Annotated in this window: 23 protein-coding genes and 1 tRNA gene; 8 read left to right on the forward strand and 16 right to left on the reverse strand. The window is 69.5% G+C overall.

What is annotated here, in order from left to right:
- Positions 1-58 precede the first annotated feature (58 nt).
- The gene (locus SH922_RS20145; protein WP_393059314.1) at positions 59-925 is read right to left on the reverse strand and encodes an HAD hydrolase family protein; all 867 of its coding nucleotides are present in this window, start codon (positions 923-925) and stop codon (positions 59-61) included.
- Positions 926-1161: 236 nt separating this feature from the next.
- Here SH922_RS20145 and SH922_RS20150 point away from each other — a divergent pair, with 236 nt between their 5' ends.
- Positions 1162-2118, forward strand: a complete 957-nt coding sequence (locus SH922_RS20150; protein ID WP_393059315.1) for an LLM class flavin-dependent oxidoreductase — start codon at positions 1162-1164, stop codon at positions 2116-2118.
- A gap of 68 nt (positions 2119-2186) precedes the next feature.
- Here SH922_RS20150 and SH922_RS20155 read toward each other — a convergent pair whose 3' ends face one another.
- From SH922_RS20155 to SH922_RS20170, 4 genes are all read right to left on the reverse strand, one after another.
- Positions 2187-2729, reverse strand: a complete 543-nt coding sequence (locus SH922_RS20155; protein ID WP_393059316.1) for an RNA 2'-phosphotransferase — start codon at positions 2727-2729, stop codon at positions 2187-2189.
- Between the two features lie 154 nt (positions 2730-2883).
- Positions 2884-3849 (reverse strand): MerR family transcriptional regulator, encoded by a 966-nt coding sequence (locus tag SH922_RS20160; RefSeq protein ID WP_393059317.1) that lies wholly within the window; start codon positions 3847-3849, stop codon positions 2884-2886.
- Positions 3846-5618 carry an SDR family oxidoreductase gene (locus SH922_RS20165; protein WP_393063630.1) on the reverse strand — a complete coding sequence of 591 codons (1773 nt, stop codon included), beginning with the start codon at positions 5616-5618 and terminating at the stop codon, positions 3846-3848. Before SH922_RS20165 ends, SH922_RS20160 begins: the two co-directional genes overlap by 4 nt.
- Positions 5619-5623: 5 nt before the next feature.
- A complete protein-coding gene (locus SH922_RS20170) occupies positions 5624-6475 on the reverse strand; it encodes a M24 family metallopeptidase (protein ID WP_393059318.1) in 852 nt (283 codons plus the stop codon).
- Positions 6476-6761: 286 nt separating this feature from the next.
- Between SH922_RS20170 and SH922_RS20175 the strand changes: the two genes are divergently transcribed.
- From SH922_RS20175 to SH922_RS20200, 6 genes are all read left to right on the forward strand, one after another.
- Positions 6762-7766 (forward strand): ABC transporter ATP-binding protein, encoded by a 1005-nt coding sequence (locus SH922_RS20175; protein WP_393063631.1) that lies wholly within the window; start codon positions 6762-6764, stop codon positions 7764-7766.
- A complete protein-coding gene (locus SH922_RS20180) occupies positions 7756-8664 on the forward strand; it encodes an ABC transporter permease (RefSeq protein WP_393059319.1) in 909 nt (302 codons plus the stop codon). Before SH922_RS20175 ends, SH922_RS20180 begins: the two co-directional genes overlap by 11 nt.
- On the forward strand, positions 8661-9572 hold the full coding sequence (locus SH922_RS20185; protein ID WP_393059320.1) for an ABC transporter ATP-binding protein: 912 nt from the start codon (positions 8661-8663) through the stop codon (positions 9570-9572). Before SH922_RS20180 ends, SH922_RS20185 begins: the two co-directional genes overlap by 4 nt.
- 28 nt (positions 9573-9600) lie before the next feature.
- Positions 9601-10320 carry an ABC transporter permease gene (locus SH922_RS20190; RefSeq protein ID WP_393059321.1) on the forward strand — a complete coding sequence of 240 codons (720 nt, stop codon included), beginning with the start codon at positions 9601-9603 and terminating at the stop codon, positions 10318-10320.
- Between the two features lie 283 nt (positions 10321-10603).
- A complete protein-coding gene (locus SH922_RS20195) occupies positions 10604-11299 on the forward strand; it encodes a hypothetical protein (RefSeq protein WP_393059322.1) in 696 nt (231 codons plus the stop codon).
- Positions 11300-11560: 261 nt separating this feature from the next.
- Positions 11561-11647, forward strand: a tRNA-Ser gene (locus tag SH922_RS20200).
- 22 nt (positions 11648-11669) lie between these two features.
- Here the strand turns inward: SH922_RS20200 and SH922_RS20205 are convergent.
- The 9 genes from SH922_RS20205 to SH922_RS20245 all read right to left on the reverse strand — a co-directional run bounded on the left by SH922_RS20205 (position 11670) and on the right by SH922_RS20245 (position 21821).
- Complete coding sequence (locus SH922_RS20205; protein ID WP_393059323.1) at positions 11670-12467, reverse strand: HAD family hydrolase; 798 nt, start codon at positions 12465-12467, stop codon at positions 11670-11672.
- Entirely contained in the window at positions 12464-13753 is a 1290-nt protein-coding gene (gene serS / locus SH922_RS20210; protein ID WP_393059324.1) for a serine--tRNA ligase, read from the reverse strand. The genes SH922_RS20205 and serS overlap by 4 nt, the downstream gene beginning before the upstream one ends.
- A gap of 736 nt (positions 13754-14489) precedes the next feature.
- Positions 14490-15425 (reverse strand): prephenate dehydratase, encoded by a 936-nt coding sequence (pheA, locus tag SH922_RS20215; protein ID WP_393059325.1) that lies wholly within the window; start codon positions 15423-15425, stop codon positions 14490-14492.
- A 128-nt stretch (positions 15426-15553) separates the two neighbouring features.
- Entirely contained in the window at positions 15554-16894 is a 1341-nt protein-coding gene (efeB, locus tag SH922_RS20220) for an iron uptake transporter deferrochelatase/peroxidase subunit (protein WP_393059326.1), read from the reverse strand.
- Positions 16895-16902: 8 nt separating this feature from the next.
- Positions 16903-18936, reverse strand: coding sequence for a copper resistance CopC/CopD family protein (locus tag SH922_RS20225; protein ID WP_393059327.1), 2034 nt, complete (start codon positions 18934-18936; stop codon positions 16903-16905).
- A 14-nt stretch (positions 18937-18950) separates the two neighbouring features.
- Positions 18951-19400 carry a copper chaperone PCu(A)C gene (locus SH922_RS20230; RefSeq protein ID WP_393059328.1) on the reverse strand — a complete coding sequence of 150 codons (450 nt, stop codon included), beginning with the start codon at positions 19398-19400 and terminating at the stop codon, positions 18951-18953.
- A complete protein-coding gene (locus tag SH922_RS20235) occupies positions 19397-20050 on the reverse strand; it encodes an SCO family protein (protein WP_393059329.1) in 654 nt (217 codons plus the stop codon). Before SH922_RS20235 ends, SH922_RS20230 begins: the two co-directional genes overlap by 4 nt.
- Positions 20051-20096: 46 nt before the next feature.
- Positions 20097-20840 carry a YcnI family protein gene (locus tag SH922_RS20240; protein WP_393059330.1) on the reverse strand — a complete coding sequence of 248 codons (744 nt, stop codon included), beginning with the start codon at positions 20838-20840 and terminating at the stop codon, positions 20097-20099.
- Positions 20841-21017: 177 nt separating this feature from the next.
- The gene (locus SH922_RS20245) at positions 21018-21821 is read right to left on the reverse strand and encodes a hypothetical protein (RefSeq protein WP_393059331.1); all 804 of its coding nucleotides are present in this window, start codon (positions 21819-21821) and stop codon (positions 21018-21020) included.
- Positions 21822-22078: 257 nt separating this feature from the next.
- Between SH922_RS20245 and SH922_RS20250 the strand changes: the two genes are divergently transcribed.
- A complete protein-coding gene (locus SH922_RS20250; RefSeq protein ID WP_393059332.1) occupies positions 22079-22693 on the forward strand; it encodes an ATP-binding protein in 615 nt (204 codons plus the stop codon).
- Positions 22694-22717: 24 nt separating this feature from the next.
- Here the strand turns inward: SH922_RS20250 and SH922_RS20255 are convergent, their stop codons facing one another.
- Entirely contained in the window at positions 22718-24181 is a 1464-nt protein-coding gene (locus tag SH922_RS20255; RefSeq protein WP_393059333.1) for an aminopeptidase P family protein, read from the reverse strand.
- 122 nt (positions 24182-24303) lie between these two features.
- A complete protein-coding gene (locus SH922_RS20260; protein WP_393059334.1) occupies positions 24304-25791 on the reverse strand; it encodes a PP2C family protein-serine/threonine phosphatase in 1488 nt (495 codons plus the stop codon).
- Positions 25792-25965: the final 174 nt, after the last annotated feature.

Here is a 25965-nt window from a genome sequence, read left to right on the forward strand (position 1 = left end):
CCGGGTGGGAATCGGCCCTGCGGCTCTGACCGCCGGGGCAGCGCGGGGGCGTGTCCCCTCAGCGCTCCACGCGAGGGCGGGCGCGTTCGGCGATGATCCGCTCGATGACGACTGCGACGCCGTCCTCGTTGTTGGTGACCGTACGGCCGGAGGCCGCTGCCAGCGCGGCCGGGTGTGCGTTGCCCATCGCGTACGACGTGCCCGCCCAGCTCAGCATCTCCACGTCGTTCGGCATGTCGCCGAAGGCGACGACCTCGGCTGAGGAGATGCCGCGTTCGGCACAGCACAGCTCCAGCGTGCTGGCCTTGGAGACACCGGGGCCACTGACCTCCAGGAGTGCCGTGGGGCTGGACCGGGTGAAGGACGCCCGGTCGCCGGCCACCCTGAGTGCCAGGGCGAGGAAGTCGTCCGGGGCCATTTCGCCATGGTGGGCCAGGAGCTTCAGCACGGGGGCACCGCCACCCGGCGTCTCCTCGTGAAGCAGCTTCTCGGCGACGGCCACCGTCGCACCGGGGTCCAGGTGGAAGGGCGGGTAGGCCGGTTCGTAGTGAATGCCGGTGGCCAGTTCGACGGCGAACGAGGTCCCGGGGGCGGCCGCACGCAGCGTGCGTACGACATCGAGGGCCGTCGGCCGCTCGAGGGCCCGCACCTTCAGCAGCCTGCCTCCTGCGTGCAGGTCGGCGACGGCGGCGCCGTTGGCGCAGATCGCCAGGCCGTGGCCGTGCACATGGTCGCTGACGACATCCATCCAGCGGGCGGGACGGCCGGTGACGAAGAAGACCTCGATCCCGGCCTCCTCGGCAGCGGCGAGCGCCGCGACCGTGCGGTCCGAGACGGTCTTGTCGTCGCGCAGGAGGGTGCCGTCCAGGTCGGTGGCGATCAGCCGGGGAGCGGCAGGAACGGGCTGTTCGGTAGCTGAGGTCACCGGTCCATTCTCGCGTACGAGGGTGCACGGGCGTGCGCAGGGGCGCACATCTGAGTACGTACGCCCCTGAGCAGGAGAACGTTCCTCTGGCATATGTCGGGGGATTCTCGTGTGCCACGTTCCCCCTGAGGCGCCTGGTGGCGCCGGACGGCCGCCGACCCCTTCGCGGTGCTCAGCACCCAGTCAGGCCTTCGAGCGGGAGGTGTGGCCGACCGGCCCGCCGTAAACTGCGAGCCATGAGCACCACTCTGCGCCTCAGCACTGTCATCCTGCCCGTCCGCCGCTGGCACGAGGGCGGGCGCACGCAGTGGCAGCGCGCCGAGGAGTTGGGTCTGCACGCCGCGTACACCTATGACCACCTGGCCTGGCGTGCCTTCCGGGACCGGCCGTGGTTCGGCGCCCTCCCCACCCTGACCGCGGCTGCCTGCGTCACCTCGCGTCTGCGGCTGGGGACGCTCGTGACCTCGCCGAACTTCCGTCATCCGGTCACCCTGGCCAAGGAACTCATCTCGCTCGACGACATCTCGGGCGGCCGCATCACGCTGGGAATCGGAGCCGGTGGCAACGGGTTCGACGCGACGACGCTCCTGCGGGGTGACGAGGAGCCGTGGACCCCGCGTGAGCGGGCCGACCGGTTCGGTGAGTTCGTTCCGCTGCTGGACGGACTGCTCCGTGAGCCGGCCGGGCTGACGTCCGAGGGCCGCTTCTACGTGGCCAACGAGGCACGCAACCTTCCGGGCTGCGCACAGCTTCCGCGGCTGCCGTTCGCCGTGGCAGCCACGGGTCCGCGTGGACTCAGGCTTGCCGCACAGTACGGACAGGCCTGGGTGACCACGGGGGACCCGAGGCTGTACGAGTCGGGCAGCGCGGCGGAGTCGGTGGAAGCCATCCGTGGTCAGGTCGCCAGGCTGGGCAAGGCCTGTGCCGAGGGTGACAGGGACGTGGACGCGCTCGACAAGATTCTGCTCACCGGATTCACACCGGAGTTCAACCCGGCTCTCACCAGGGGCGGGCCGTTCGAATCCGTGGACGCGTTCGTGGACTTCGCGGGCAGGCATGCGGAGCTCGGCTTCACCGAGATCGTGATCCATGCACCGGTACCCGACGGCAGCCCCGAGTTCTCCGCCGCGGTGGCGGACGAGAAGCTCTTCGAGCAGATCGCGACGCAGGGCCTGGCCCAGCTCGCGGGCTAGCGACCGGCGCCGGGGCAGGGCCGGGGCGGCGACCGGTACGGACCCTGTGGGTCCGGGTGACGGCCGCGTCAGCCGGGCAGGCGCAGGAATTCCGGGGGTACGGCGGCGGTGAGCCAGACCCCGTTGGCGCTGACGTAGAAGGTGTGGCCTGCCCGGTGCATGGCACCCGCGTCCACGGACAGGACGACGGGACGGCCGCGCCGGGCCCCGACGCGGGTCGCCGTCTCACGGTCGGGCGAGAGGTGGACGTGTGTGCGGTTCATCGGACGCAGCCCCTCACCGCGGATCGCGTCCAGGGACCGGCCGACCGTGCCGTGATAGAGGTACGCGGGCGGGTCGGCCGGAGGCAGGTCCAGGTCCACGTCGACGGTGTGTCCCTGGCTCGCCCGGATGCGGTCGCCCGCGATGGCGAAGCGCTGCTTGTCGTTGGACGCGACGACATGGTCGAGCTCGGCACGGGTGAGCGGGAAGTGGTGGCGGGCAAGGGCCCGCAACAGCTCGTCGATCGCCACCCAGCCGTTGGCGTCCAGCGTGAGACCGATCCGTTCGGGCTGATGCCGGAGGTGTTTCGAGAGGTATTTGGAGACCTTGACGGTGCGTCTTTCATCCATCCCGACAGACTGCCCGTGACATCCTCTCCGCCGCATCCGGATTTGGCTCCCGATTTCCCTCAGGAATTTCTGCCCACAGGTTTGATCCACAGCCAACTCGCGTTATCCACAGGTAATTTGACGATCCTGTGGACAAGTGGCCTATGAATTAGCCTTATTGGTCAACTGTGGGCGTATTGCCATGACATGGAGCCAGTGCATCCAATCTCCGTGTATGTACCTCTCGTTCGGTGGCAGCTGCGATGAAGGCTGCGGCGTTCTCCCGCCCAACCAGGCGTTCCACAGCGCCGATCGTTTCGGCCGGAAGCGCGACGGACACCGGCGAAGGTGGGGCTGACAGGGCAGTGAAAGGGCCCTCGGCCGCGAGGTGGTGCTCCAGATGACGGGTGGCGAAAGTCCGCATGGCGCGCGCCAGTTCGGCGTCCACCGTCTGCTGAGCCAGCGGCCGCAGCCGACGGACCATCGAAGCCGCCTCGGCCGCGTCCGCGTCGGTCGGCGGGCGGTGGCCGAGATATCGGGCGAAGACGTGCTCCGTCGTGAACTCCAGGAAGCGGGACGCTATCTGCTCGACCTGACCGCGAAGCTCCCGCAGATGGCTGGATATTGCGCTCAGCGGAACGCCGGCGGCATGCAACTCCACTGCCACCGCAAGCTCTTGCGGACTGGGGACGAGGAACTCGTCGTCGCGGCCCGGGATGGGTTCGAGTACTCCCAGTTCCACTGCTTCGGCGACTGCCTCGTCGTCGGGACGCCCACCGAACTTCACGTTCAGTTCCGCGCGGGTGATGCGGTCGGCCCGCTCATCCGTCCACGGTCCGTGCACCTCGGCGACGAGCCCGAGCACACCGCCGAGTCCGCGTCCCGTGTCCCAGGCCTCCAGCAACTCCTTGATACTGGCCAGGGTGTAGCCGCGGTCCAGCAGGTCGGCGATCTGCCGGAGCCGGGCGAGATGGGTGTCCCGGTACACATTGGCCCGGCCCCGCCGTTCCGGAGTCGGCAGCAGTCCGCGGTCCTGATAGGCGCGGATGGTGCGGACCGTGGCGCCGCTGGCGTGCGCGAGGTCCTCGATCCGGTACTCGGCGGCTGCTCGGCCCGCCGGTGACGGCCCGGGGGCGCTCACAGCGGCGGCTTCAGCCGGGCGATCCCGCGCAGCACTCCCGGACTGAGCCGGGAAAGGAACCGGGCGCCATGGGACTCCGGCGTCACCGGAACGACGGCCTGGTTGCGCACGACCGCCCTGAGGATCGCGTCGGCGACCTTCTCCGGCGGGTAGTTGCGCATCCCGTACAGCTTGCTCGTCCGCGTGCGCAGCCGCTTCTCCTCCGCCGCGTCCGCCCCGGCGAAGCGCGTGGTCGCGGTGATGTTCGTGTTGACGATGCCGGGGCAGATCGCACTGACGCCGATCGACTTCTCGGCAAGCTCGGCGCGCAGGCATTCACTGAGCATCAGCACGGCGGCCTTCGACGTGCTGTACGCGGGCAGCGCACGGGACGGCTGATACGCCGCCGCGGAAGCCGTGTTGACGATGTGGCCGCCCTGGCCACGGTCGGCCATCTGCTTGCCGAACAGCCGGCAGCCGTGGATGACGCCCCACAGGTTCACGTCGAGGACGCTTCGCCACTCCTCGGCGGTCGTCTCCAGGAACGAACCGGAGAGCCCGATCCCCGCGTTGTTGACCAGTACGTCGACGATGCCGTACTCGGCGGCGACCTTCTCGGCCAGCTTCTCCATGGCCCTCTCGTCACTGACATCGACGGTCTCGGCCCAGGCGGCCGGGGCGCCGATCAGCCGGGCCAGCTCCGCCGTGCGGCTTGCCCCCTCCGCGTCCCGGTCCACGACCACCACGCGGGCGCCGGCCTCGGCGAACGCGAAGGCCGTGGCCCGCCCGATCCCGCCGGCCGCGCCCGTCACCAGGACGAGCTGCCCGCCGAACCGGTCCGCGTACGCCCCCTTGGGTGCGGCGTCCTGCACCGGAACACCACCTTGCGCGGCCGCCTCGTTGGCAGCGGCGAACTCGCCGATCCAGGAAGCCAGCTGGTCCGGCCTGGTGCGCGGCACCCAGTGCTTGGCCGGCAGCGAGCGGCGCGTCAACTGCGGTACCCAGGCGTCGAGTCCGTCATAGAGCTGTTCCGAAAGGAATATGTCACCGGTCGGGGTGATCAGCTGGACCGGTACGTGTGCGAACGCGTCGGCGCGCGGCCTGCGCAGCCGGGAGCGGACGTTGTCCCGGTAGAGCCAGGCCCCGTGCGCCGCGTCGTCGGGCAGGGACGGCGTCGGGTAGTCGCCCGGAGGGACCTTCTCCAGCCGCTCCAGGATTCGGGGCCACCGCTTGCCGAGCGGCCCCCGCCAGGCGAGCTCGGGAAGCACCGGCGTGTGCAGCATGTACACGTACCAGGACTTGGCTCCCTGGCCCAGCAGCTGGCCGACCCGGCGCGGGGTGGGCCGGGACATCCGCTGCTTGATCCAGTGCCCGAAGTGGTCCAGCGACGGGCCGGACATCGAGGTGAAGGAGGCGATCCGGCCCTCGGTGCGGTTGACCGTGGCGAACTCCCAGGCCTGCACCGAACCCCAGTCGTGCCCGACCACGTGCACCGGGCGGTCCGGGCTCACCGCGTCGACGACGGCCAGGAAGTCGTCGGTCAGCTTCTCCAGCGTGAAGCCGCCGCGCAGCGGCACGGGCGCCGTCGACCTGCCGTGGCCGCGCACGTCGTACAGCACGACATGCCACTGTTCGGCGAGCCGCCGGGCGACCTGAGTCCAGACCTCCTTGCTGTCCGGATAGCCGTGCACCAGCACGATCGTGGGCTGTGTCGCATCGCCCAGCTCGACGACGCACAGGTCGATACCGCCCGTGGACACCCGGCGCTCGCGCGCCCCCGGCAGATTCAGCAGACTCACGCCGCCACCCTTTCCTCGGCCCAGCGCCGCACATGCGGCAGATCGTCGTCCAGCCAGAAGGCGCTCTGTTCGGGATCCCGTGAGTCCGTGACGACCAGGATCTCCTCGAACTTCGCACCCGTGCCCCGGAATCCGAGGTGCGGCTCGACCGCCCACAGGCCCGGCTGCGGGGGATGGTCGGAGAAGCGGTACGGACTCCAGAGCGGCGACCAGCCCTCCCGGTGCCCGTGCACCGCATCGCTCAGCAGTCCCTTGAGCGACTGCGTACCGAACCCGAACACCTGGGGTGACCAACGCCGTTCGGCGACTCGGTCGACCTTGTGGGCGATGACCCCGAACGGGTAGGCGCGGTGGCGGTTGGCGTAGCCCTGCTGGACCATCAGGCGCTCGACGTCCTCATAGATCTCGCGCAGCGGACGCCGCTCGCGCACCTCGCGCAGGATCAGCCCGCGGTGCGCCTCCAGATCGGAGAGCAGCCGGTCGTGCAGCGGGTTGAGCCCGAGGCAGCCCGAGTACCCGATGTCCGCCGTGAATCCCTTGTACACCGGAGCCATGTCGAGGATGAACGGCATCCCCGGCTCCAGCCGTCGGTCGGTCGGGAAGAACTGCAGCGGCACCCTGAATCCGGTGAACGCCGTGCGGTCCCCGAACCAGGCGAACGGCAGATGGAACCAGTCGCGCACCCCGCGCTCGCGCAGCCACTCGCGCTGCATCCGTGCCGCCTCGCGCTCCGTCACCCCCGGTTTCAGACGGGCGGCGACGGCTTCCGCGCAGGCGTACGCGAGTCGTTGCACTTCCCTGAACCCCTGGAGCTCCGGGGCCCGTTCGTCCTTGACTCGCGAGGCCATGCCACCGTCCGTTCCCTGCCGTGTGCGGTACGTGCCCGTAACGTGACACTGATGAATGTGACAATGTCCGGCGGCTACGTCAAGGGGTGCGCACAACCTGTGGACAACCGCAGGTGCCACCCGGTCCGACGCGCCCGTTCCGCCCCGCGGTCCTCCTTCGTGGGGTCCCCCTACGGGTCCGTACACCTGGAGTCTGACGGGAATCCAGCCGCCAGGTCTGACGACCGGTGTGGCCCGCGCCACTACCGTCGATGACGTGACTGTGATTGCGACCGAAAGCCTGAGCATGCGGTTCCCCCGGGTGACCGCGCTTGACCGGCTCTCGTTGGACATCGGCCCCGGTGTGACCGGGCTGGTGGGCGCCAACGGAGCCGGCAAGTCCACGTTGATCAAGATCCTGCTGGGTCTGTCCCCCGCGACGGAGGGCCGGGCCGCGGTGCTCGGACTCGACGTCTCGACCAACGGCGCCGCCATCCGGGAACGGGTCGGCTACATGCCTGAGCACGACTGCCTGCCGCCCGACGTCTCGGCCACCGAGTTCGTCGTCCACATGGCGCGGATGTCCGGACTGCCGCCGACCGCGGCGCGGGAACGCACCGCGGACACGCTGCGGCACGTCGGACTGTACGAGGAGCGCTACCGGCCCATCGGCGGCTACTCGACCGGCATGAAGCAGCGGGTGAAGCTGGCCCAGGCGCTGGTCCACGACCCGCAGCTGGTCCTCCTCGACGAGCCGACCAACGGACTGGACCCCGTCGGCCGCGACGAGATGCTCGGCCTGATCCGGCGTATCCACACCGACTTCGGCATCTCGGTCCTCGTCACCTCACACCTCCTGGGCGAGCTGGAGCGCACCTGCGACCACGTCGTCGTCATCGACGGCGGAACGCTGCTGCGCTCAAGCTCGACCAGCGACTTCACCCAGACCACCACGACCCTCGCGGTCGAGGTCACCGACAGCGACACCCACCCGGACGGGACCGACGCCCTGCGCCAGGTCCTCACGGGCGCGGGGATCAAGCTGGTGGGACTCGACGGGCTGGACGCGGAGGGGCTGCCCGGGGCGGGCCACATCCTGCTGATCGAGGCGACCGGCGAGGAGACGTACGACCTGGTCCGCGACAGCGTCGCGGGCCTCGGTCTCGGCCTCGTCCGGATGGAACAGCGCCGCCACCACATCGCCGAGGTCTTCCGTACCGAAGAGGCACCGGCCGCGCACCCCGAGGCGCGGACCGCGTCCGTGGCCGCCGGGGCCGCACAGCAGAAGGGGAGCGGTCGCGATGAGCACTGAGACCGGCGCCGCGACCGGGAGCGAGACCTCCCGGATCCACAACATCGGCTACCGCGCCTACGACGGACCGCGCCTCGGCCGGGCCTACGCACGCCGCTCGCTCTACTCGCAGTCCCTGCGCGGTTCCTTCGGACTCGGCCGCTCGGCCAAGTCCAAGGTGCTGCCCATGCTGCTGTTCGGCGTGATGTGCCTGGTCGCGGCGATTCTCGTGGCGGTCGCCATCGCCACGCCGAACTCGACGAAGCTGCCGATCAAGTACACCTCGTTCGCGATCTATCTGCAGGCCGTCATCGGCCTGTTCATCGCGGCGCAGGCACCGCAGTCGGTCTCCAGGGACCTTCGGTTCAAGAGCGTCCCGCTGTACTTCTCCCGGCCGATCGAGCGCAGCGACTACGTCCTCGCGAAGTTCGCGGCCATGGTCTCCGCGCTCTTCGTCCTCACCGGTACGCCGCTCGTCATCCTGTACGCGGGCGCGCTGCTGGGGAAGTTCGACTTCGCCGACCAGACCAAGTGGTTCGCCCAGGGAATGGTGTCGGTGGCGCTGCTGTCCGTGCTCTTCGCCGGCCTCGGTCTCGTGATGGCTGCGCTCACCCCGCGGCGCGGATTCGGTGTCGCAGCGGTGATCGCCGTGCTGACGATCACGTACGGCGCGGTCAGCACGATCCAGGGCATCGCCTGGTCCACGGGGTCCACCGGTGCCGTGCCGTGGCTGGGACTGTTCTCCCCGATCACGCTCATCGACGGAGTGCAGACCGCGTTCCTCGGGGCGACCTCGGCCTTCCCCGGCGGGGAAGGACCGGGGGCCGGTGCCGGTGTGGTCTATCTGATCGTTGTTCTCGCGCTCGTCGCCGGCTCGTACGCCGTACTGATGCGCCGCTACCGGAGGGTCGGGCTGTGACCACCATCGAGATCGACCACACGTCCCGCTGGTTCGGAAACGTGGTCGCCGTCAACGACGTGAGCATGACCGTGGGCCCAGGGGTCACCGGCCTGCTCGGACCCAACGGCGCCGGCAAGTCGACGCTGATCAACATGATGGCCGGATTCCTAGCCCCGTCGACGGGCGCGGTCACGCTCGACGGCAAGGCGATCTGGCGCAACGAGGCCGTGTACCGGCAGATCGGCATCGTGCCGGAGCGGGAGGGGATGTACGACTTCCTGACCGGTCGCGAATTCGTGGTGGCCAACGCCGAGCTGCACGGTCTCGGCGATGCCGAGGCGGCCGCAGCACTGGCCACGGTCCAGATGGAGTACGCGCAGGACCGCAAGATCTCCACGTACAGCAAGGGCATGCGCCAGCGCGTCAAGATGGCGTCCGCGCTGGTCCACAACCCGTCCGTGCTGCTGCTCGACGAGCCGTTCAACGGGATGGACCCGCGCCAGCGGATGCAGCTGATGGAGCTGCTGCGACGGATGGGGGCGGAGGGACGCACGGTTCTCTTCTCCTCCCACATCCTCGAAGAGGTCGAGCAACTCGCCTCGCACATCGAGGTGATCGTGGCCGGGCGGCACGCCGCGTCCGGTGACTTCCGGAAGATCCGCCGGCTGATGACGGACCGCCCGCACCGCTATCTCGTACGGTCCAGTGACGACCGCGCCCTCGCCGCCGCGCTCATCGCCGACCCGTCGACGGCCGGGATCGAGGTCGACCTCGGTGAGAACGCCCTGCGCATCCAGGCCGTCGACTTCGGACGCTTCACCACGCTGCTGCCGAAGGTGGCGCGTGATCAGGGCATTCGGCTGCTGACCGTTTCGCCGTCCGACGAGTCCCTCGAATCGGTCTTTTCCTATCTCGTAGCGGCCTGAGTAGTGGCCTGAAAGGAGCTGTGACGTCATGTACGACCCCACAGTCGCCCGGCTCACCTACCGGGCCCTGCTCGGCCGGCGCCGGGCCGCCATCCTCTTCGTCCTGCCCGCGCTTCTGATCGTCATCGCGGTGGCGGTACGGATGTTCGCCGGGGCCGACGACCAGGTGGCCTCGGACGTGCTGGGCGGATTCGCCATCGCCACCATGGTGCCGCTGATCGGCGTGATCGCCGGGACGGGTGCCATCGGCCCCGAGATCGACGACGGTTCGATCGTCTATCTGCTGTCCAAGCCGGTCACACGGCCGACGATCATCTTCACCAAGCTGATCGTGGCCATCGCGGTGACGATGGTCTTCTCGGCGGTGCCGACCCTGATCGCCGGTCTGATCCTGAACGGCAACGGCCAGCAGATCGCGGTGGCGTACACGATCGCGGCGCTGGTCGCCTCGATCGCCTACAGTGCGCTGTTCCTGCTGCTGGGTACGGTCAGCCGGCACGCGGTGGTCCTCGGTCTGGTCTACGCGCTCGTGTGGGAGGCCCTCTTCGGCAGCCTGGTGCCCGGTGCGCGCACGCTCAGCGTGCAGCAGTGGTCCCTCGCGGTGGCGGAGAAGGTCGGCGGGGGCGGCGCGATCACCTCCGACGTCGGTCTCCCGGCCGCGACGGTGCTGCTGGCGGCGGTCACTGTCGTGGCCACCTGGTACGCCGGTCAGAAGCTGCGCACCCTGAAACTCGCCGGCGAGGAGTGAGGTCCTGCCTGGCATGCGACAACCCCCCTCCATCGGAGGGGGGTTGTCGCATGCCAGGCAGTTGCACGCGTGACTGTACGGTTATCGGTTCGTTGTCCACGATGCGTGGAGGCAACTGGAATCTGTGGCGTCGTAGCTTTCGTGAAATTCGGATAGCCGATGCGGTGGGGCATCCCCCCGGTCGGTCCTTGAGTGAGTGGCAACCGTGAGCGTCCTCCGCCCCTGAAGCCCGGGGAGAGGGCTGTCAGTCCGGCACCGGAACCCACGCACGGAAGGCATGCCCATGCCCACGGAAGTCGCCCTGCTGGAATCACGCGCGCTGCGCGTCGAACAGATGGGGCGCGTCGACGCCCTGGACAAGGTGAAGAGCCTTGTCATGCTCCCGGACGGAGTTCACGTTCGTACCGAGGACGTGGCCCGCTACTTCGAAGTATCCACAGAGGTCGTCAAAAAGGTGACCCAGCGCCATCGGACGGAGATGGCGGAGAACGGGCTCAGGCTGCTTCGAGGCTCTGACCTGCGAGTTTTTAATAGGGACATGATGTCCCTATTGGATGGCGGGCAGGGTGAAAGTTATCCACAGGCGCACGCCCAGCTCACGCTCTACACCCGCAGGACCGTCCTCAACGTCGCCATGCTTCTTCGCGACAGCGACATCGCCCGCTGCGTCCGAACGTATCTCCTCGATGCCGAGCAGGACCTGCGCGCGGGGTACGCCTCGCTCGAACACCGCGTCACCCGGGTCGAAAGCTGCCTCGCGGGAGTCGGCACCGCTCTGCAGGAGCTCGGGCCGGTCCTCAACCGGATGTCGCACCGGCTCGACAGCCTCGACCGGAGGCTGGAGGTCACCCATCAGGTGGTCGGCGCCGTGAGCGTGCGGCTGGGCGGGGTCTCCGAGGACATCGTCCGGCTCGACGGACGCATGGACGAGCTCGCACGCAACCTGAAGGACCTGAGCCGCCGCAACAGGAACCGCTGAGAGGACCCGATGGCCGGTGCCACCCGTAATTGGGTGGCACCGGCCATCGGGGGCACGGCACAGTAAGGGATACGGCACCCGCCGGGAACGGCACCACAGACCGGGAGAGGAGCGCGGCGATGACAGAGAGTCCGAGTCCGTCGAGCTCCCAGCAGGGCGTGCCCGAGCCGGCACCGGAGTAGTCAGCGACTGCTCCGCCGCGCCGCTCCGAGCAGCACGCCCGGGGCGGTCGTCCCGCGCTTGGCGCGCGGCCGCCCTCCCGGAGGATTGGCCGAGTGGTAAGGCAGCGGCTTGCTAAGCCGTCGTCGGGGCCGAAACCCCGCGCGCGTTCGATCCGCGCATCCTCCGCCTCAGCGACCCGCGCCGAAACCTAGAGCAACTGCTCCAGCACCACGGCGATCCCGTCGTTCTCGTTCGACGCGGTGATCTCCTGCGCGACGGCCTTCAGGTCCTCGTGCGCGTTGGCCATGGCCACACCGTGCTGTGCCCAGGCGAACATCGGGATGTCGTTCGGCATGTCGCCGAAGGCGATCGTGTCCGCCGCCTTCACGCCCAGCCGACGGGCCGCCAGTGAGAGGCCGGTGGCCTTGCTGAGCCCGAGCGGCAGGATCTCCACCACGCCCGGACCCGCCATGACCACGTCCACCAGATTGCCGACCGCCGCCCGCGCGGCCTTCGCCAGCGCGTCGTCGTCCAGATCGGGGTGCTGTATGTAGACCTTGTTCAGCGGGGCGGACCACATCTCGGCCGGGTCCTCAACGAGGACGGCCGGAAGCGGGCCTTCCTGTACGCGGTAGCCGGGGCCGACCAGCACTTCGCCGTCGAGCCCGTCGCGGCTCGCGGCCAGTGCCAGCGGACCGACCTCGGCCTCGACCTTGGAGAGCGCGAGGCCGGCCAGCTGCCGGTCCAGCGTCAGCGATGTCAGTAGCTTGTGCTCGCCCGCGTGGTAGACCTGCGCGCCCTGGCCGCAGACCGCGAGGCCCTCGTAGCCGAGGTCGTCCAGGATGTGCCGGGTCCACGGGACGGCGCGGCCGGTGACGATGATGTACGCCGCACCGGCCGCGGTGACCGCGGCCAGTGCCTCGCGCGTGCGCTCGGAGACCGTGTCGTCGTCACGCAGCAGCGTGCCGTCGAGGTCGGTCGCGACGAGCTTGTAGGGAAAGGTCACTTGGCGACCGGCTCCAGAACCTCACGCCCGCCCAGGTACGGACGGAGCACCTCGGGCACCCGTACCGAACCGTCGGCCAGTTGGTGGTTCTCCAGGATCGCCACGATCGTGCGCGGAACGGCGCAGAGCGTGCCGTTCAGCGTGGCGAGCGGCTGCAGGACCTTCTTGCCGTCGCGGTTGTCCCGCATGCGGACGGACAGCCGGCGCGCCTGGAAGCTGTTGCAGTTGGAGGCGGAGGTCAACTCGCGGTACTTGCCCTGGGTCGGGATCCACGCCTCGCAGTCGAACTTCCTGGATGCCGAGGAACCGAGGTCGCCGGTGGCGACGTCGATCACCTGGAAGGGCAGGCCGAGCGCGGTGAGCCACTGCTTCTCCCAGTCCAGGAGACGCTGGTGCTCGGCCTCGGCGTCCGCCGGGTCGACGTACGAGAACATCTCGACCTTGTCGAACTGGTGGACCCGGAAGATGCCGCGGGTGTCCTTGCCGTACGTACCCGCCTCACGGCGGAAGCAGGGCGAGAAGCCCGCATAGCGCAGGGGCAGCTTGTCCGCGTCGATGATCTCGTCCATGTGGTACGCGGCGAGCGGTACCTCGGAGGTGCCGACCAGGTAGTAGTCGTCCTTCTCCAGGTGGTACACGTTCTCCGCGGCCTGGCCGAGGAAGCCGGTGCCCTCCATGGCGCGCGGGCGGACCAGCGCGGGCGTGAGCATCGGGATGAAGCCGGCCTCGGTGGCCTGGGCGATCGCGGCGTTGACGAGGGCGAGCTCCAGCAGTGCGCCGACGCCCGTCAGGTAGTAGAAGCGCGAACCGGACACCTTGGCGCCGCGCTCCATGTCGATCGCGCCGAGCGCCTCGCCGAGCTCCAGGTGGTCCTTGGGCTCGAAGCCCTCGGCGCCGAAGTCGCGGATGGTGCCGTGCGTCTCCAGGACGACGAAGTCCTCCTCGCCGCCGACCGGCACGTCCGTGTGGACGATGTTGCCGAGCCGCAGCAGCAGGCTCTTGGTCTCCTCGTCGGCCTCGTTCTGTGTCGCGTCGGCCGCTTTGACGTCGGCCTTGAGCTGCTCGGCCCGCTTCAGGAGCTCGGCGCGCTCCTCAGGGGAGGCCTTGGGAATGAGCTTGCCGAGCGACTTCTGCTCGGAACGGAGTTCGTCGAACCGGACCCCGGACGACCTGCGCCGCTCATCGGCGGAGAGAAGGGCGTCGACGAGGGCGACGTCCTCTCCACGGGCGCGCTGGGAGGCGCGAACACGGTCGGGGTCCTCACGAAGCAGGCGAAGGTCAATCACCCCTCCAGGCTACCGGTGTCGGCTTCGGTAGTCCGAACCGATATTGCCAAGCGTGTCACTTTGCCCGAATTGCCGGTATTGGTAATGCTGGGGATGGATTCCGTGGCGGGCGTGAGGGGGCGTGTCAGGAAAGAGACCCTATTCCCCTAAATGGGGCAGAAGGGCTATGCGTCTTGACGTATCGGCCTTGCCTGAAAGGGGAGTTGGCCGTCGCTTGTCCACAGGGGTGGGCGGTTCGGGAAAGTTATCCACAGGCTGTGAGGAAGGTCTGTGGACATGGAGTAGATCATTCCGAAAGCCGCATGCCGGCTCGTGGATTCACGGTTCAAACCCCCTTCGCGCGCTCGTTCGGGTGGGAATTCCTCGCCCTAAAGAGTTGATCAATGGAATTGAGCTGACAAGGGGCGACCCATCGGCCTGTGGACCGATCTGAGCGAGGTGGGCAGATTTGTCGACCATGTCGCATTGCGGTGTCGACTTGTCCCCAGGTCGAGACGTGCGCCTGTGGATAACTTTCCACGGAGGACAATCGGCTGATCGCACCGGGTGTGTGGGTAGCGTGCGCTCGGCGGGAGGGGTGGTCGGCCCTCCCGGACCGAAACGCCTGGCGCACCCGCGATCGTCGGAGGTCCCGCCGCCGGAGGGCCCACAACCGCCGGAGCGACCGAAGCGGCCAGAGTGACCGGATTGCCTTCTGTGCCGAGGGAAGTCGCGGGTGTTCGGAGGGTCCAGGCTCTCAGGCCCGGCCGTCCTGATTCCGCGCCAGCCAGTCGGAGGCCTCGGTGAACGCCTCGTCCGACGTACCCGCACGCAAGGGCCGTACGTCCGCCGGTGTCACACCGGCTCGCGGATAGGAGCCGAGGAACCGCACCTTCGGGCAGATCCGCTTCAGACCCATCAGAGCCTCGCCGACCCGGCGGTCGGAGATATGGCCTTCGGCATCCACCGCGAAGCAGTAGTTACCGATTCCCGCGCCCGTCGGCCGGGACTGGATCAGCATCAGGTTCACCCCGCGTACGGCGAACTCCTGGAGCAGTTCGAGCAGCGCGCCGGGGTGGTCCTCCCCCAGCCAGATGACCACGGAGGTCTTGTCCGCACCGGTCGGCGCCGCCGGCCTGGCCGGGCGGCCCACCAGCACGAAGCGGGTCTGGGCGTTCTCCGCGTCGTGGATCTCGGTCACCAGTGGTTCGAGCCCGTAGGTCGCCGCGGCGAACTCACCGGCGAAGGCGGCGTCGTACCGCCCCTCCTGCACGAGCCGTGCGCCGTCCGCGTTGGATGCCGCCGACTCCCATACGGCCTGGGGGAGATGGGCCGCCATCCAGTTGCGTACCTGCGGCTGCGCGGCCGGGTGCGCGGTGACCGTCTTGACGTCGGACAGCTTGGTGCCGGGACGCACGAGCAGCGCGAAGGTGATGGAGAGGAGCACTTCGCGGTAGATCATCAGCGGTTCGCCGGTGGTCAGCTGATCGAGCGTGGTGGTGATGCCGCCCTCGACGGAGTTCTCGATCGGTACGAGGGCCGCGGCGGCCGTGCCGTTGCGCACCGCGTCCAGTGCCGCCGGTACGGAGACCATCGGGACGAGTTCGCGGGTGGCGGCTTCCGGGAGCGTACGGAGGGCGACCTCGGTGAAGGTGCCCTCAGGGCCGAGATAGGCGTAGCGCGTGGCGGACATACCGTCACCCTAATGCGCCGGGATGGCTCGGAACTCCAGTACGTGCTGCCCCGCGCCGGGGTGGGGCGCCCGCTGCCACCCGCGGTTGCTCAGGGCTCCGAGGCCCGCTGCCCGCCCCCTCGCGTGGCTCAAGACTCCAGGAGTCGTTGTCCCACGTACTCCCCGTCCGCCGCGCCGCCCGGCACCGCGAACAGGCCGCTCGCCTCGTGGCGGAGGAACGGGGACAGGGCGTCGCCCCGGTCGAGTTTGCGCTGCACGGGGACGAAGCCGCGCAGCGGATCCGCCTGCCAGCAGATGAACAGCAGTCCGGCGTCCGGGGTGCCGTCCGAGGAGATGCCGTCGTGGTACGAGAACGGGCGCCGCAGCATGGCCGCGCCGCTGTTGCGCTCGGGGGAGGAGATCCGGGCGTGAGCGTTGTCGGGAATCAGGAGCTTGCCGTCGGGACCCGCCTTGTCGAGGTCCATCTCGGTGGTCTCGGTGCCCCCGCTGAGCGGGGCGCCGTCCGCCTTGCGCCGGCCGATGACCCGTTCCTGACGCTCCACCGGGAGCTTCTCCCAGTCGTCGAGCAGCATCCTGATCCGCCGGACGACCGCGTACGAGCCGCCCACCAGCCAGTCGTACGCGGCTGCACCGCCGTCCTCCGCCACGAAAACGCGTCGGTCGAAGTCGCTGTCGGCCGGCTTCGGGTTGCCGGTGCCGTCGATCTGGCCCATGAGGTTGCGGGCGGTCATCGGCTTCGCGGTGGCACCAGGGGTGCGATTGAAGCCGTCCATCTGCCAGCGCACGGTGGCCGTCGAAGCCGCCTCCTTCTGCACGGCCCGCAACGCGTGGAAGGCGACGAGTGCGTCATCGGCTCCGATCTGTACCCAGAGGTCGCCGTTGGACCGGCCGGCGTCGAGATGATCGGCGGAGAACGGCGGCAGCGGGTCGAGCCCGGGCGGGCGGTGACCCGTCAGTCCCGTCCGTTCGAAGAAGGTGGCGCCGAAGCCGAAGGTGACGGTCAGCGAGGACGGCCCGGCGTCCAGCGCGATACCGGTGTCGTGCCCCGTACTGTCCGCCGCGCCGCCGGTGGGTTCACCGGCCATCAGCCGCTGTGCCGCGGCCGACCAGCGGCGCATCAGGGCCGCCGCCTCCTTGCGCCCGGCTCCGGGGGCCAGGTCGAAGGCGACGAGGTGGCCGCGGGCCTGAAGCGGAGTGGTGATCCCCGGTTGATGTTTCCCGTGAAACATCACCTCGGTGGAGCCGACGGAGGCCAGCGCGGCCGGCGCCTCGTCCTGGGCAGCGGCATAGCCGGTGGCGCCGCCTGCCGCCCCGAGGACGAGGCCGGTGGCACCGGCCGCTCCCGCGGTGCCGAGCAGCCGCCGCCGGGAGATCGCACCGGTCGCCGGTGGGCCGCCGTCACCCGTGCCCGTGTTCCTGCTGGCCGCACTGCTCGACGCGGCTGTGCTGTTCGTCTTGTTTCCGCTCACGGTCCTGCTCAGCCGATCTTCACGTTCTTGTCGACCGTGGTCTGGTCGATGTCCGAGGTCCGCACGGTGACCGCGACGCTCCAGTCGCCCGCGATCGGGATCTGGATCCCGGTGGAGGTCCAGTGCCCTTCGGTCAGCCGGACGGGGAGAGCCGGCAGGGGCCCGATGTCCTTGGACTTCAGGGTGAAGGCGAGCTTCACCTCGGGGACGTCCATGGCCTTCCCGTCGATGTCGTCGATCCAGAGGTGCACCACGTTGGCTCCGGTACGCCCGGGGTCGAGGTCCATGCGGACCGTGCCCTTGCCGTTCTTGCCGCCGGTGTCGAAGGGCAGGGTGAGGTTGACGGGGCCGCTTGCCACGGGCGCGGCGGCCGGTGCCGACGAGCGTGCCGCCTCCTCCTCGGTACGGCCGGGTTCGGTCGAGGTGAGGATGGTGGTCACCGCCAGCAGGGCTACCGCGACCCCCACTTCGGCCAGCACCGAGCGGCGCAGGCCGGACCGGTCAGGGTCGGCGTCACGTATCCGCTTCCTCTCCGTGGTCGCCACGGCGGCCTGCTGCCGCGCGAGCTGGGCGGCACGCGCGGGATCCTCGGGGGCGGCCGGCTCCGGAGTCTGGGTGACGGCCCCCTCCTCCTCTTCGTCCCTGCTCGCGGTGCCGGCAGTGGCGGTTGCAGTGGGGGTATCCGCGCCTCCATCCGCCGCGGCTTCCGCGCCACCCGCCGGAGCCTCCGCGGCTCCACCGGCCGGGGCTTCCGCGTCCCCACCCGTCGCCAGCCGGGCGGTCCACCGGCGCGAGATCCAGGCGACCCCGACGAGGACGGCGACCAGCCCCACCTTCACGAGCAGCAGCTGTCCGTACCCCGTGCCGGTCAGTGCGGACCAGGAGCCGACCTGGCGCCAGGACTGGTAGATCCCGGTGGCGGTGAGCACGAGCACGCTGATGAACGCGATCCGGGAGAAACGCCGTACCGCGGCGGCCGTGATGTCAGGGGTGCGGTACAGCGCGACCAGCAGGGCCGTGAGCCCGCCCAGCCAGGTGGCGACGGCCAGCAGGTGGAGTACGTCGACCGGCATGGCGATGCCTGGCTGGATCCCGGTCGACGCGTGCTCGGCCAGCGCCCAGGTCCCGGCGATCCCGGCGGCGACGACCGCGCCTCCGATGGCGAGCCCGAAAGCGAGGTCCTTCTTCTCGCGTTCGTCCTCGCGCTTCGCGTACGCCCCGAACAGCACCGCGATGAACAGCGCACTGGCACCGAGCAGCAGCAGTCGCGATACGAGCGCGGCGCCGGGCTTGGTGTCCAGGACGGCCTTCAGCCCGTCGAGGTCGAAGGCGTCGCCGAGCTTTCCGGAACCGGTGTAGGGGCTGCGCAGCAGCAGCATCGCGATCGTGGCCGCGGTGAGGGTCATCCAGCCGCGGACGACGAGGCGTTGGAGCGGGCGGGCGCCCGCCCCGCGCTGCCAGCAGGCCAGTACGAAGGCTGCGCCGCCCGCGAGCACGATGAAGCCGGCGTACGCGGCGTAGCGGGCGATGCCGTAGAGCGTGCCGACGAGGCCGCCGCCGGCCTCGTTGTCCGGGAGGGCGACGGTGGTCTCGGAGGGGGCGCCGATGGAGAAGGTGAAGGCTCCGGAGACGGGATGGCTGTCGGCGGAGACGGCCTGCCAGGCAACGGTGTACGTACCGTCGGGCAGCCCGGTGTGCAGGGAGACGCCGTACTTCACGGTGGAGCCGCTGTGCAGATCGCGCGGGGCGTCCTCGGTGTCCGCGCGCTTTCCGGCGGGGTCCAGGACCCGGATGGAGCCCTCCCCCATGGCAACCTGCTCGGAGAAGGTGAGGGTGACTGCCTTGGGCGCGGCGGCGACCACCGCCCCGTCCTGCGGATCGCTCCCGGTGAGCGCGGCATGCGCCGACGCGGGGCCCGCGAAGGCCAGCAGCAGGCCGAACACCACGCCGGTCAGCGCGGCGATGAGTCCGGCGACGGTGAGCGGCCTGCGCAGGGCGGACGCGGACGGGACCGGTCCGAAGGGCGGGGCGGTGGCTGTCATGGTGTGTCAGTCCCTCACTGCTTCTTCGGGTTGTGGGTGGTCTCCTTCACGGGAAGGTCGACCTTGATGGGGCCGGCCTTCTCGAAGTGCAGTTCCACGGACACCGTCTCGCCCTGCTTGGGCTGCTGCTTGAGCTTCATGAACATGATGTGGTTTCCACCGCGTTCCAGATCGAGCTCACCGCCCGCGGGTACGTCGAAGGACGACACCATGCGCATGGCCTGGTTCTTCGTCTCGTGGATCGTGACGTCGTCCGAGAGCGGACTGGTGACCGAGGTGAGCCGGTCGGAGCTGCCGCCGTTGTTCCGCACGACGAGGAAGGCCGCGGCCATGTCGTTGACGGGCTGCGGCATGAAAGCGCCCATGACCTTCAGCTCCGGTTTGCCGTCCGAGGACGAGCACCCCGCCAGCGTCAGACCCGTGGAGATGGCCAGGACGCCGGCGAGGGTGGTGCGGCGGTTCACGGGTTCTCCCCCTTGACGATCTTGGGGAGGTCCTTGGTGTAGTCGTCGGGCGTGGTGTCCTCGCTGTACAGCACGTACCCCTTGTCGGTCTTCGGTGAGAAGGCGATGACCTGGGAGCCGTGCATCGAGACGACCGTGCCGTCCTTCTCCTTCTTCGGCGCGTCGATACCGATGCCGATCTGCCGGGCGCCCGCCTGGATGGTCGGGAAGTCACCGGTGAGACCGATGAAGGACGGGTCCTGGGACTTGAGCCAGGAGCCCAGCGAGGCCGGGGTGTCCCGCTCCGGGTCGGTGGTGACGAAGACGACCTGGAGCTTTTCCTGGTCGGCCTTGGCGAGGGACTTCTTGGCGATCGCGATGTTGCTCATGATGAGCGGGCAGACGTCGGGGCAGTTGGTGTAGCCGAAGTAGATGAGCGTCGGCTTGCCCTTGGTCTGCTCGCGCAGGTCGTACTTCTTGCCGTGTGTGTCGGTCAGGACGAGATTCGGCTTGGTGAACGGCTGGTCGAGCACCGTCGCGGCCTGGGTCTTCGCCTCCACCGACACGTCGGCGATGGGCTTCTTGCTGTCGTTGTCACTGCCGCCGCAGGCGGACAGGGTGAGCGCGGCCGCGGCGACGAGCGCCGCGGCCAGCACAGACTTCTTAACCATGGAGCACTGTTCCTGATGGGTCGGTGTACGGGCGGGGCTTGGTTGATCAGGCGGTACGCCGACGGCCGGCCAGGATGCCGAAGGCGACGCCCGCGACACCGATGACGATGCCGACGATGCCGAGCACACGGGCCGTGGTGTCACTGGAGGAGGACGCCGAAGCCGTCGTCTGCTCGTCCTTGGCGTGCTCCGCCGTGGCGTTCTTGTCGGCGGAGTCCGATCCGGAGGCGGCAGTGGCGCCGTGCGCGTCCTCGGTTGCCGCGGTCAGCTTGAGGACCGGGGCGGGGCTCTCGGGCTCCTCCGCGCCGTCCTTCTGCTCTTCGATCCAGCGCACGACCTCCTTGTTGTCGTACGTCTGGATGGCCTTGAACACCAGCTGGTCGGCGTCCTCCGGGAGCTGGCCGACCGAGAGCGGGAACTGCTGGAAGCGGCCGGGCTCGATCTTGCTGCCGTCCGCGGTCCAGGTGACCTTGGAGACGGCCTCGTTGATCTTCTTGCCGTGCATGTCGAGCGGCTTGGCCAGCTTGCTCGTGGTGACCTTGATGTCCCAGCCGGGCACGGGCTGCGGCATGACGGACGCCAACGGGTGGTCGGCCGGGAAGTTGACCTCGAGCTTGGTCGTCGCGGCGTCGTCGCGCTCGTTGGGGACCTTGAAGTTGATGACGGCGTAACCGCCCTTGGCGGCCTCGCCCTGCGGCTGGACGCTGACGTGGGCGGAGGCCGTACCGGCGAGGATCAGCACGGTGGACGCGGCGACGCCGCCGGCGAGGGCGATGCGGGAAACGTTCATGGCAGGGATCACTCCACAGATGCACGAAGGAAGGGTGCCCCGGCGCGCGGGTGCGCGACGGGATCGCGACACCTCTTCTTCCTCACGAGCGGCGTGCGCACGAAGACCTGTACCGGCACCGCAGGGGTGCGTGGTGTGGGTCGCGTTGCGCGGGCATCGCGTGGAGAGGGCGTCGCGTCAGGCTGCGAGGGTGAGTACGGGCGGGGGCCCGCGCCTGATCACCATGTGCTGCAGAGGATCCCCGGTGGCGGGGGACGGTGCGTCCACGGCGGTACGGGGGATGCGTGGCCCGGTCGTCGGTCCGCCGGGAAGTCCGGCGCGCAGCGCGGCCACGAGGACAAGCGCGGCGCGCAACGCCCGCAACCGGGCCCCGGCCGCCACCTGCTGGGCGCCGTGGAGCGACAGTCGGGCGAGGCGGAACAGGGCGATCTCACCACGTCGCAGCAGCCAGCCGGCCGCCAGTGCGGCCAGCAGATGACCGAGCAGCATGGGCAGGTCCGGCAGCATCCCGGCAAAGTCGGCCGAGCCACCGGAGGCGGCGGTCATCACGTGCTGATGGGTCTGCTCGGTCACCGAGGCCGGGTCGATGCCCGCGGTGGTGACGATGCGGTGGGCGTCGGCGGCGTTCAACCGGTCGGGCCCGGCGCCGCAGACGAGGCTTGCCGCGAACCGGATCAGCGCGTCCTCGCCGGCCGGGACCCGGGGCGAGGCGGTGTGCGTACCCACACCGAAGAGCGTGTGCAGGACGATCTGTCCGCCGGCCAGGGCCGCGGCGATGGAAGGCAGTGAGCGTTCGCGTCCGGCGAGAGGCACCGCCACTGCGAGGATTCCCAGGAATCCGGCGAGCAGCGTCCACCAGGGGACGGTCGCGCAGGCGGCCAGCGCGTGCCCGGCTGCGGACAACGCGACACAGACCGCGGCGAACACCGCGGCCCTCAGCAGCCGCATACCGGCTCCGACGCGTCCCACAGACGTAGTCATGGCCGGGACATCATCCCACTGCGTCCCTTGCCTTCATACGGCAGGTCCGGAAGGTCGTCTTCCGCCCGAATAGGCGGGAGCCGGGCCGTTCGGACCGGTTACGGACGGGGCAGAACGGTTCTGTGGGCCGGGGGAGCACAGGTGTGGCGAGTGCGGGTATCCGCCGAATGAGCGGTCTCACATCCCGTCCGTGCTTACGAATGGCCTCGGGCGGCAATACGTATCGGTATGTCGAGCCGCAGCCAGGAGGCTGGAGCATGAGCATCTGGTGGTCACTCCATTTGCGGCGCGAAGCTGCGAGCGTTCCGCTCGCCCGTCGGTTCCTGCTCGGCACGATGGAATCCGCGGGCGTGGATCCGGACATCTCCTTCGACCTGTCGCTCGCCCTGAGCGAAGCCTGTGCCAACGCCGTCGAGCACGGCGGGGCCCATGGCGCCGGGGGCGATGTCGCAGAGCCCTGGGACGCCTGGGAGGAGCCGTCCGCTGCTGCCTGCGGGCAGTACCGGGTCACCGCGTATCTGGACGGCGAGAAATGTCGTATCGAAGTCGCCGATTCAGGACCGGGCTTCCCCGCCAGGCGCGTACTTCGCACCGCCGCACAGCAGCACGAAGCGCATCAGCAACATCAATCGAGTCGGCAGCACGAACCGCAGCAGCACGAGGCGACGCTGCCGCACGACACGAGGCAGTCGCACGGAACGCAGTACGCCGAGTGCTCACCGCTCACCGCCGAGAACGGGCGGGGTCTCTGCCTGATCGAGCAGCTCGCCGATCACGTCCACTTCGGCAACCGGCCGGGGCACGGCGGCGCGGTGGTGAGCTTCGACAAGGTCCTGAAATGGCGGGAGGGCGCCCTGCTCATGGTGTCCTGAGCAGGGCGCCCTCACGGCGCAGGATCAGCCCTTGAGCCGGGCCATCCACGCCTCGACCTCGTCGGCCTGTCGCGGCAGCTTGTCCGAGAGGTTCCGGTTGCCGTCCTCGGTGACGAGGATGTCGTCCTCGATCCGGACACCGATGCCGCGGAACTCCTCGGGAACCGTCAGGTCGTCGGCCTGGAAGTAGAGGCCGGGCTCGACGGTGAGGCACACACCGGGCTCCAGCGTCCCGTTGACGTACGACTCGGTCCGCGCGGCGGCGCAGTCGTGGACGTCCATGCCGAGCATGTGACCGGTGCCGTGCAGCGTCCAGCGGCGCTGGAGGCCCAGCTCCAGGACCTTGTCCACGGACAGGTCGCCGAACAGACCCCACTCGACGAGCTTCTCGGTGAGCACGCGCTGCGCGGCGTCGTGGAAGTCGCGGAAGTCCGCTCCGGGCTTCACCGCGGCGATGCCCGCCTCCTGCGCCTCGTACACCGCGTCGTAGATCTTCCGCTGCAGCGGCGTGAACGTGCCGTTGATGGGAAGCGTGCGGGTCACATCGGCGGTGTAGAGGTCGTTGGTCTCCACGCCGGCGTCGAGCAGCAGCAGTTCGCCGGAGCGCACCGCACCGTCGTTGCGCACCCAGTGCAGGGTGGTGGCGTGCGGGCCCGCGGCGCAGATCGAGCCGTAGCCGATGTCGTTGCCCTCGATGCGGGCGCGGAGGAAGAACGTTCCCTCGATGTAGCGCTCGCTCGTCGCCTCGGCCTTGTCGAGGACCTTCACGACGTCCTCGAAACCGCGCGCGGTGATGTCGCAGGCCTTCTCCAGCTCGGCGATCTCGAAGGCGTCCTTGACCAGGCGCGCCTCGGAGAGGAAGACCCGCAGCTCCTCGTCACGCTCCGCGGTGACCTTGTCGGTCAGCGCGGCTTCGATGCCGGCGTCGTGACCGCGGACGTTACGGACCGGGCCGGTGGCCTCGGTCAGCGCGGCGGGCAGCTCGCGGACGTCCTTCGCCGGGATGCCCAGCAGCTTCTCGGCCTCGGTCAGCGAGTGACGGCGGCCGACCCACAGCTCGCCCTGGCCGTCGAGCCAGAACTCGCCGTTCTCCCGGTCGGAGCGCGGCAGCAGGTAGACGGTCGCCTCGTGGCCGTCGCCCTTCGGCTCCAGGACCAGGACGCCGTCCTGGGTCTGGTCGCCGGTGAGGTACGCGTACTCGGTGGAGGCGCGGAAGGCGTACTCGGTGTCATTGGACCGGGTCTTCAGGCGGCCGGCCGGGATGACCAGCCGCTCGCCCGGGAAGCGCGCCGACAGTGCGGCACGGCGGTCGGCGGTGTGTCCGGCCTGGGCGATCGGCTCCAGGCCGTGCAGCTCGGTGTCGGCCCAACCGGACTTCATGCTCGCGGCGAGCTCATCGGAGACGCCCGGGTACAGGCCGTTCTTCCGCTGCTTGACCGGTTCTGTCTCTTCGGTCTCCGGGTTCTCCGGGGTGAGCTCCTCAGACACGACTTGTCTCTCCTTGATACGACACTGGACCCCCTCCATCGTACGGGCGTACGGAAGGGGGCCCAGGGCCGGAAGACCTCTTACACAGGGTGGCCCGCCGATACCGGCGGGTGTGGGACGGCTCAGTCGAAGCGGGCCGCGAGCAGGACCACGTCCTCGGTGCCGTCGCCCTGGTCGATCCCGTCGGGCAGAACGGTGCGCACCACGTGGTCGGCGACCGATCCGGCGTCGTGGCGCAGCGCCTTCGGGACGCTCGCCGCAGCCGAGTGAAGCCGTGCGAATGCCCGGTCCATCGAGTCACCGGCGCGGCGCAGCAGGCCGTCGGTGTACAGCAGGACCGTCTCGCCGGGCGCCGGGACGATCTCCACACTCGGCGCCTCCCAGCAGGCCAGCATGCCCAGCGGGGCGGAGAGGGTGGTCTCGACGAACTCGGTGCGCCGGTCGCCGACGATCAGTGGCGGGGTGTGCCCGGCACCGGCCAGCAGGATCTTGTGGCGGGCGGGCTCGCAGTAGGCGAAGAGCGCGGTCGCTGAACGGGCCGGCTCGGTCAGCCGCATCAGGAGTTCGAGGTCGGAGAGCACGGCGACCGGATCCTCGCCTTCCATCACCGCGTACGCCCGCAGGCCCGCGCGCAGCCGTCCCATGGCGGCCAGGGCGCTGGGACCGGAGCCGCCGACGGAGCCCACGGAGAGGCCGAGCGCACCCTCCGGCAGGGCCAGAGCGTCGTACCAGTCGCTGCCGCTCTGCGGTGCGGCGTGATGGCGTACGGCCAGCTGCACGCCGGGCACGCGGGGCAGCCGACTGGGCAGAAGTTCCTCGGTGATGGTGGCGACGTCGGTCCTGGCCCGCTCCAGTTCCAGCAGGCGGGCCAGATGCTCGGCCGCGTACCCGGCGTACAGCCCCACGAGATGGCGCTGACGCTCCAGCGGTTCGGCGGGTTCGTCGTAGAGCCAGACCGCGGCGCCAAGCCGTCCGGTGCGCTCGGTGGTGATCGGCAGCGCGTAGCTGGCGGCGTAGCCGAGGCGGGCGGCGACCTCGCGCCTGCGGGGGTCCAGGCTGGTGTCGCCGAGCAGATCGGGGGTGGTCAGCGGACCGTCGGCGTTGGGCAGACCTTCCAGGATGCGGCCGTAGGAGGTGGCACTCCTCGGCACTGTCTCGATCTGGCCGAGCTCCGCGTGGGCCAGCCCGAGACCGATGGTGCTGACGGGGCCGCGGAGGTCGGACGGTTCGAAGACGATCAGTCCGCGACGGGCGCCGACCAGAGCGGCCCCGGCGTCGAGAAGCTCGTGCAGGGCGTCGTCGAGGGTGCTGGTTCTGGCCAGCCGTTCCGTGAGCTCGTGCAGCGTGGTGAGGTCGGAGACCCAGCCGGCCAGACGGTCCTGGATGAAGGCGCCGGGCGCGGCCGGTACCTCGGAGAGAGGCCCGGCAGTGTGCGCCGAAACCGGAACTGTGGGATTGATTCCAGCCACTTTCGGCAGGTGTGGGGCGCTCATGGTCGCCGGCTTTCCGACTGGTTTGTTTCGTCGAATAGCATCGCAAACCCCCATGTCATTCTGCGCCGCTATCAGTGCATCCACATGTACACGCACAAGTAAGGCGATGTCCAGCATTGTCCCTATGGGTTTTGTGGTGTCCAAGGGGTAAGTAACTTGGCCAAAAACTGCACCCTGTGGTGGTCATTTGCGGTCGACTGGGTCTGCTCGACCGGTGGTTGCCCCTGGGGGGAAGTCCCAGGGGTAGCGTCATTCCGGGCATGCTGGGTACCTAAATCTGTAGATGACCAG

Origin of the sequence: Streptomyces sp. LN549 (genome assembly GCF_043203805.1) — a bacterium.
Taxonomy (GTDB): Bacteria; Actinomycetota; Actinomycetes; order Streptomycetales; family Streptomycetaceae; genus Streptomyces.

Coding starts and splice junctions, on each gene's coding strand:
- SH922_RS20240 (WP_393059330.1), bottom strand. CDS start 20,840: ATGAACGTTTCCCGCATCGCCCTCGCCGGCGGCGTCGCCGCGTCCACC.
- SH922_RS20150 (WP_393059315.1), top strand. CDS start 1,162: ATGAGCACCACTCTGCGCCTCAGCACTGTCATCCTGCCCGTCCGCCGC.
- SH922_RS20260 (WP_393059334.1), bottom strand. CDS start 25,791: ATGCTGGACATCGCCTTACTTGTGCGTGTACATGTGGATGCACTGATA.
- SH922_RS20170 (WP_393059318.1), bottom strand. CDS start 6,475: ATGGCCTCGCGAGTCAAGGACGAACGGGCCCCGGAGCTCCAGGGGTTC.
- SH922_RS20245 (WP_393059331.1), bottom strand. CDS start 21,821: ATGACTACGTCTGTGGGACGCGTCGGAGCCGGTATGCGGCTGCTGAGG.
- SH922_RS20190 (WP_393059321.1), top strand. CDS start 9,601: ATGTACGACCCCACAGTCGCCCGGCTCACCTACCGGGCCCTGCTCGGC.
- SH922_RS20250 (WP_393059332.1), top strand. CDS start 22,079: ATGAGCATCTGGTGGTCACTCCATTTGCGGCGCGAAGCTGCGAGCGTT.
- SH922_RS20235 (WP_393059329.1), bottom strand. CDS start 20,050: ATGGTTAAGAAGTCTGTGCTGGCCGCGGCGCTCGTCGCCGCGGCCGCG.
- SH922_RS20195 (WP_393059322.1), top strand. CDS start 10,604: ATGCCCACGGAAGTCGCCCTGCTGGAATCACGCGCGCTGCGCGTCGAA.
- pheA (WP_393059325.1), bottom strand. CDS start 15,425: ATGTCCGCCACGCGCTACGCCTATCTCGGCCCTGAGGGCACCTTCACC.
- SH922_RS20175 (WP_393063631.1), top strand. CDS start 6,762: ATGCGGTTCCCCCGGGTGACCGCGCTTGACCGGCTCTCGTTGGACATC.
- SH922_RS20180 (WP_393059319.1), top strand. CDS start 7,756: ATGAGCACTGAGACCGGCGCCGCGACCGGGAGCGAGACCTCCCGGATC.
- SH922_RS20225 (WP_393059327.1), bottom strand. CDS start 18,936: ATGACAGCCACCGCCCCGCCCTTCGGACCGGTCCCGTCCGCGTCCGCC.
- SH922_RS20155 (WP_393059316.1), bottom strand. CDS start 2,729: ATGGATGAAAGACGCACCGTCAAGGTCTCCAAATACCTCTCGAAACAC.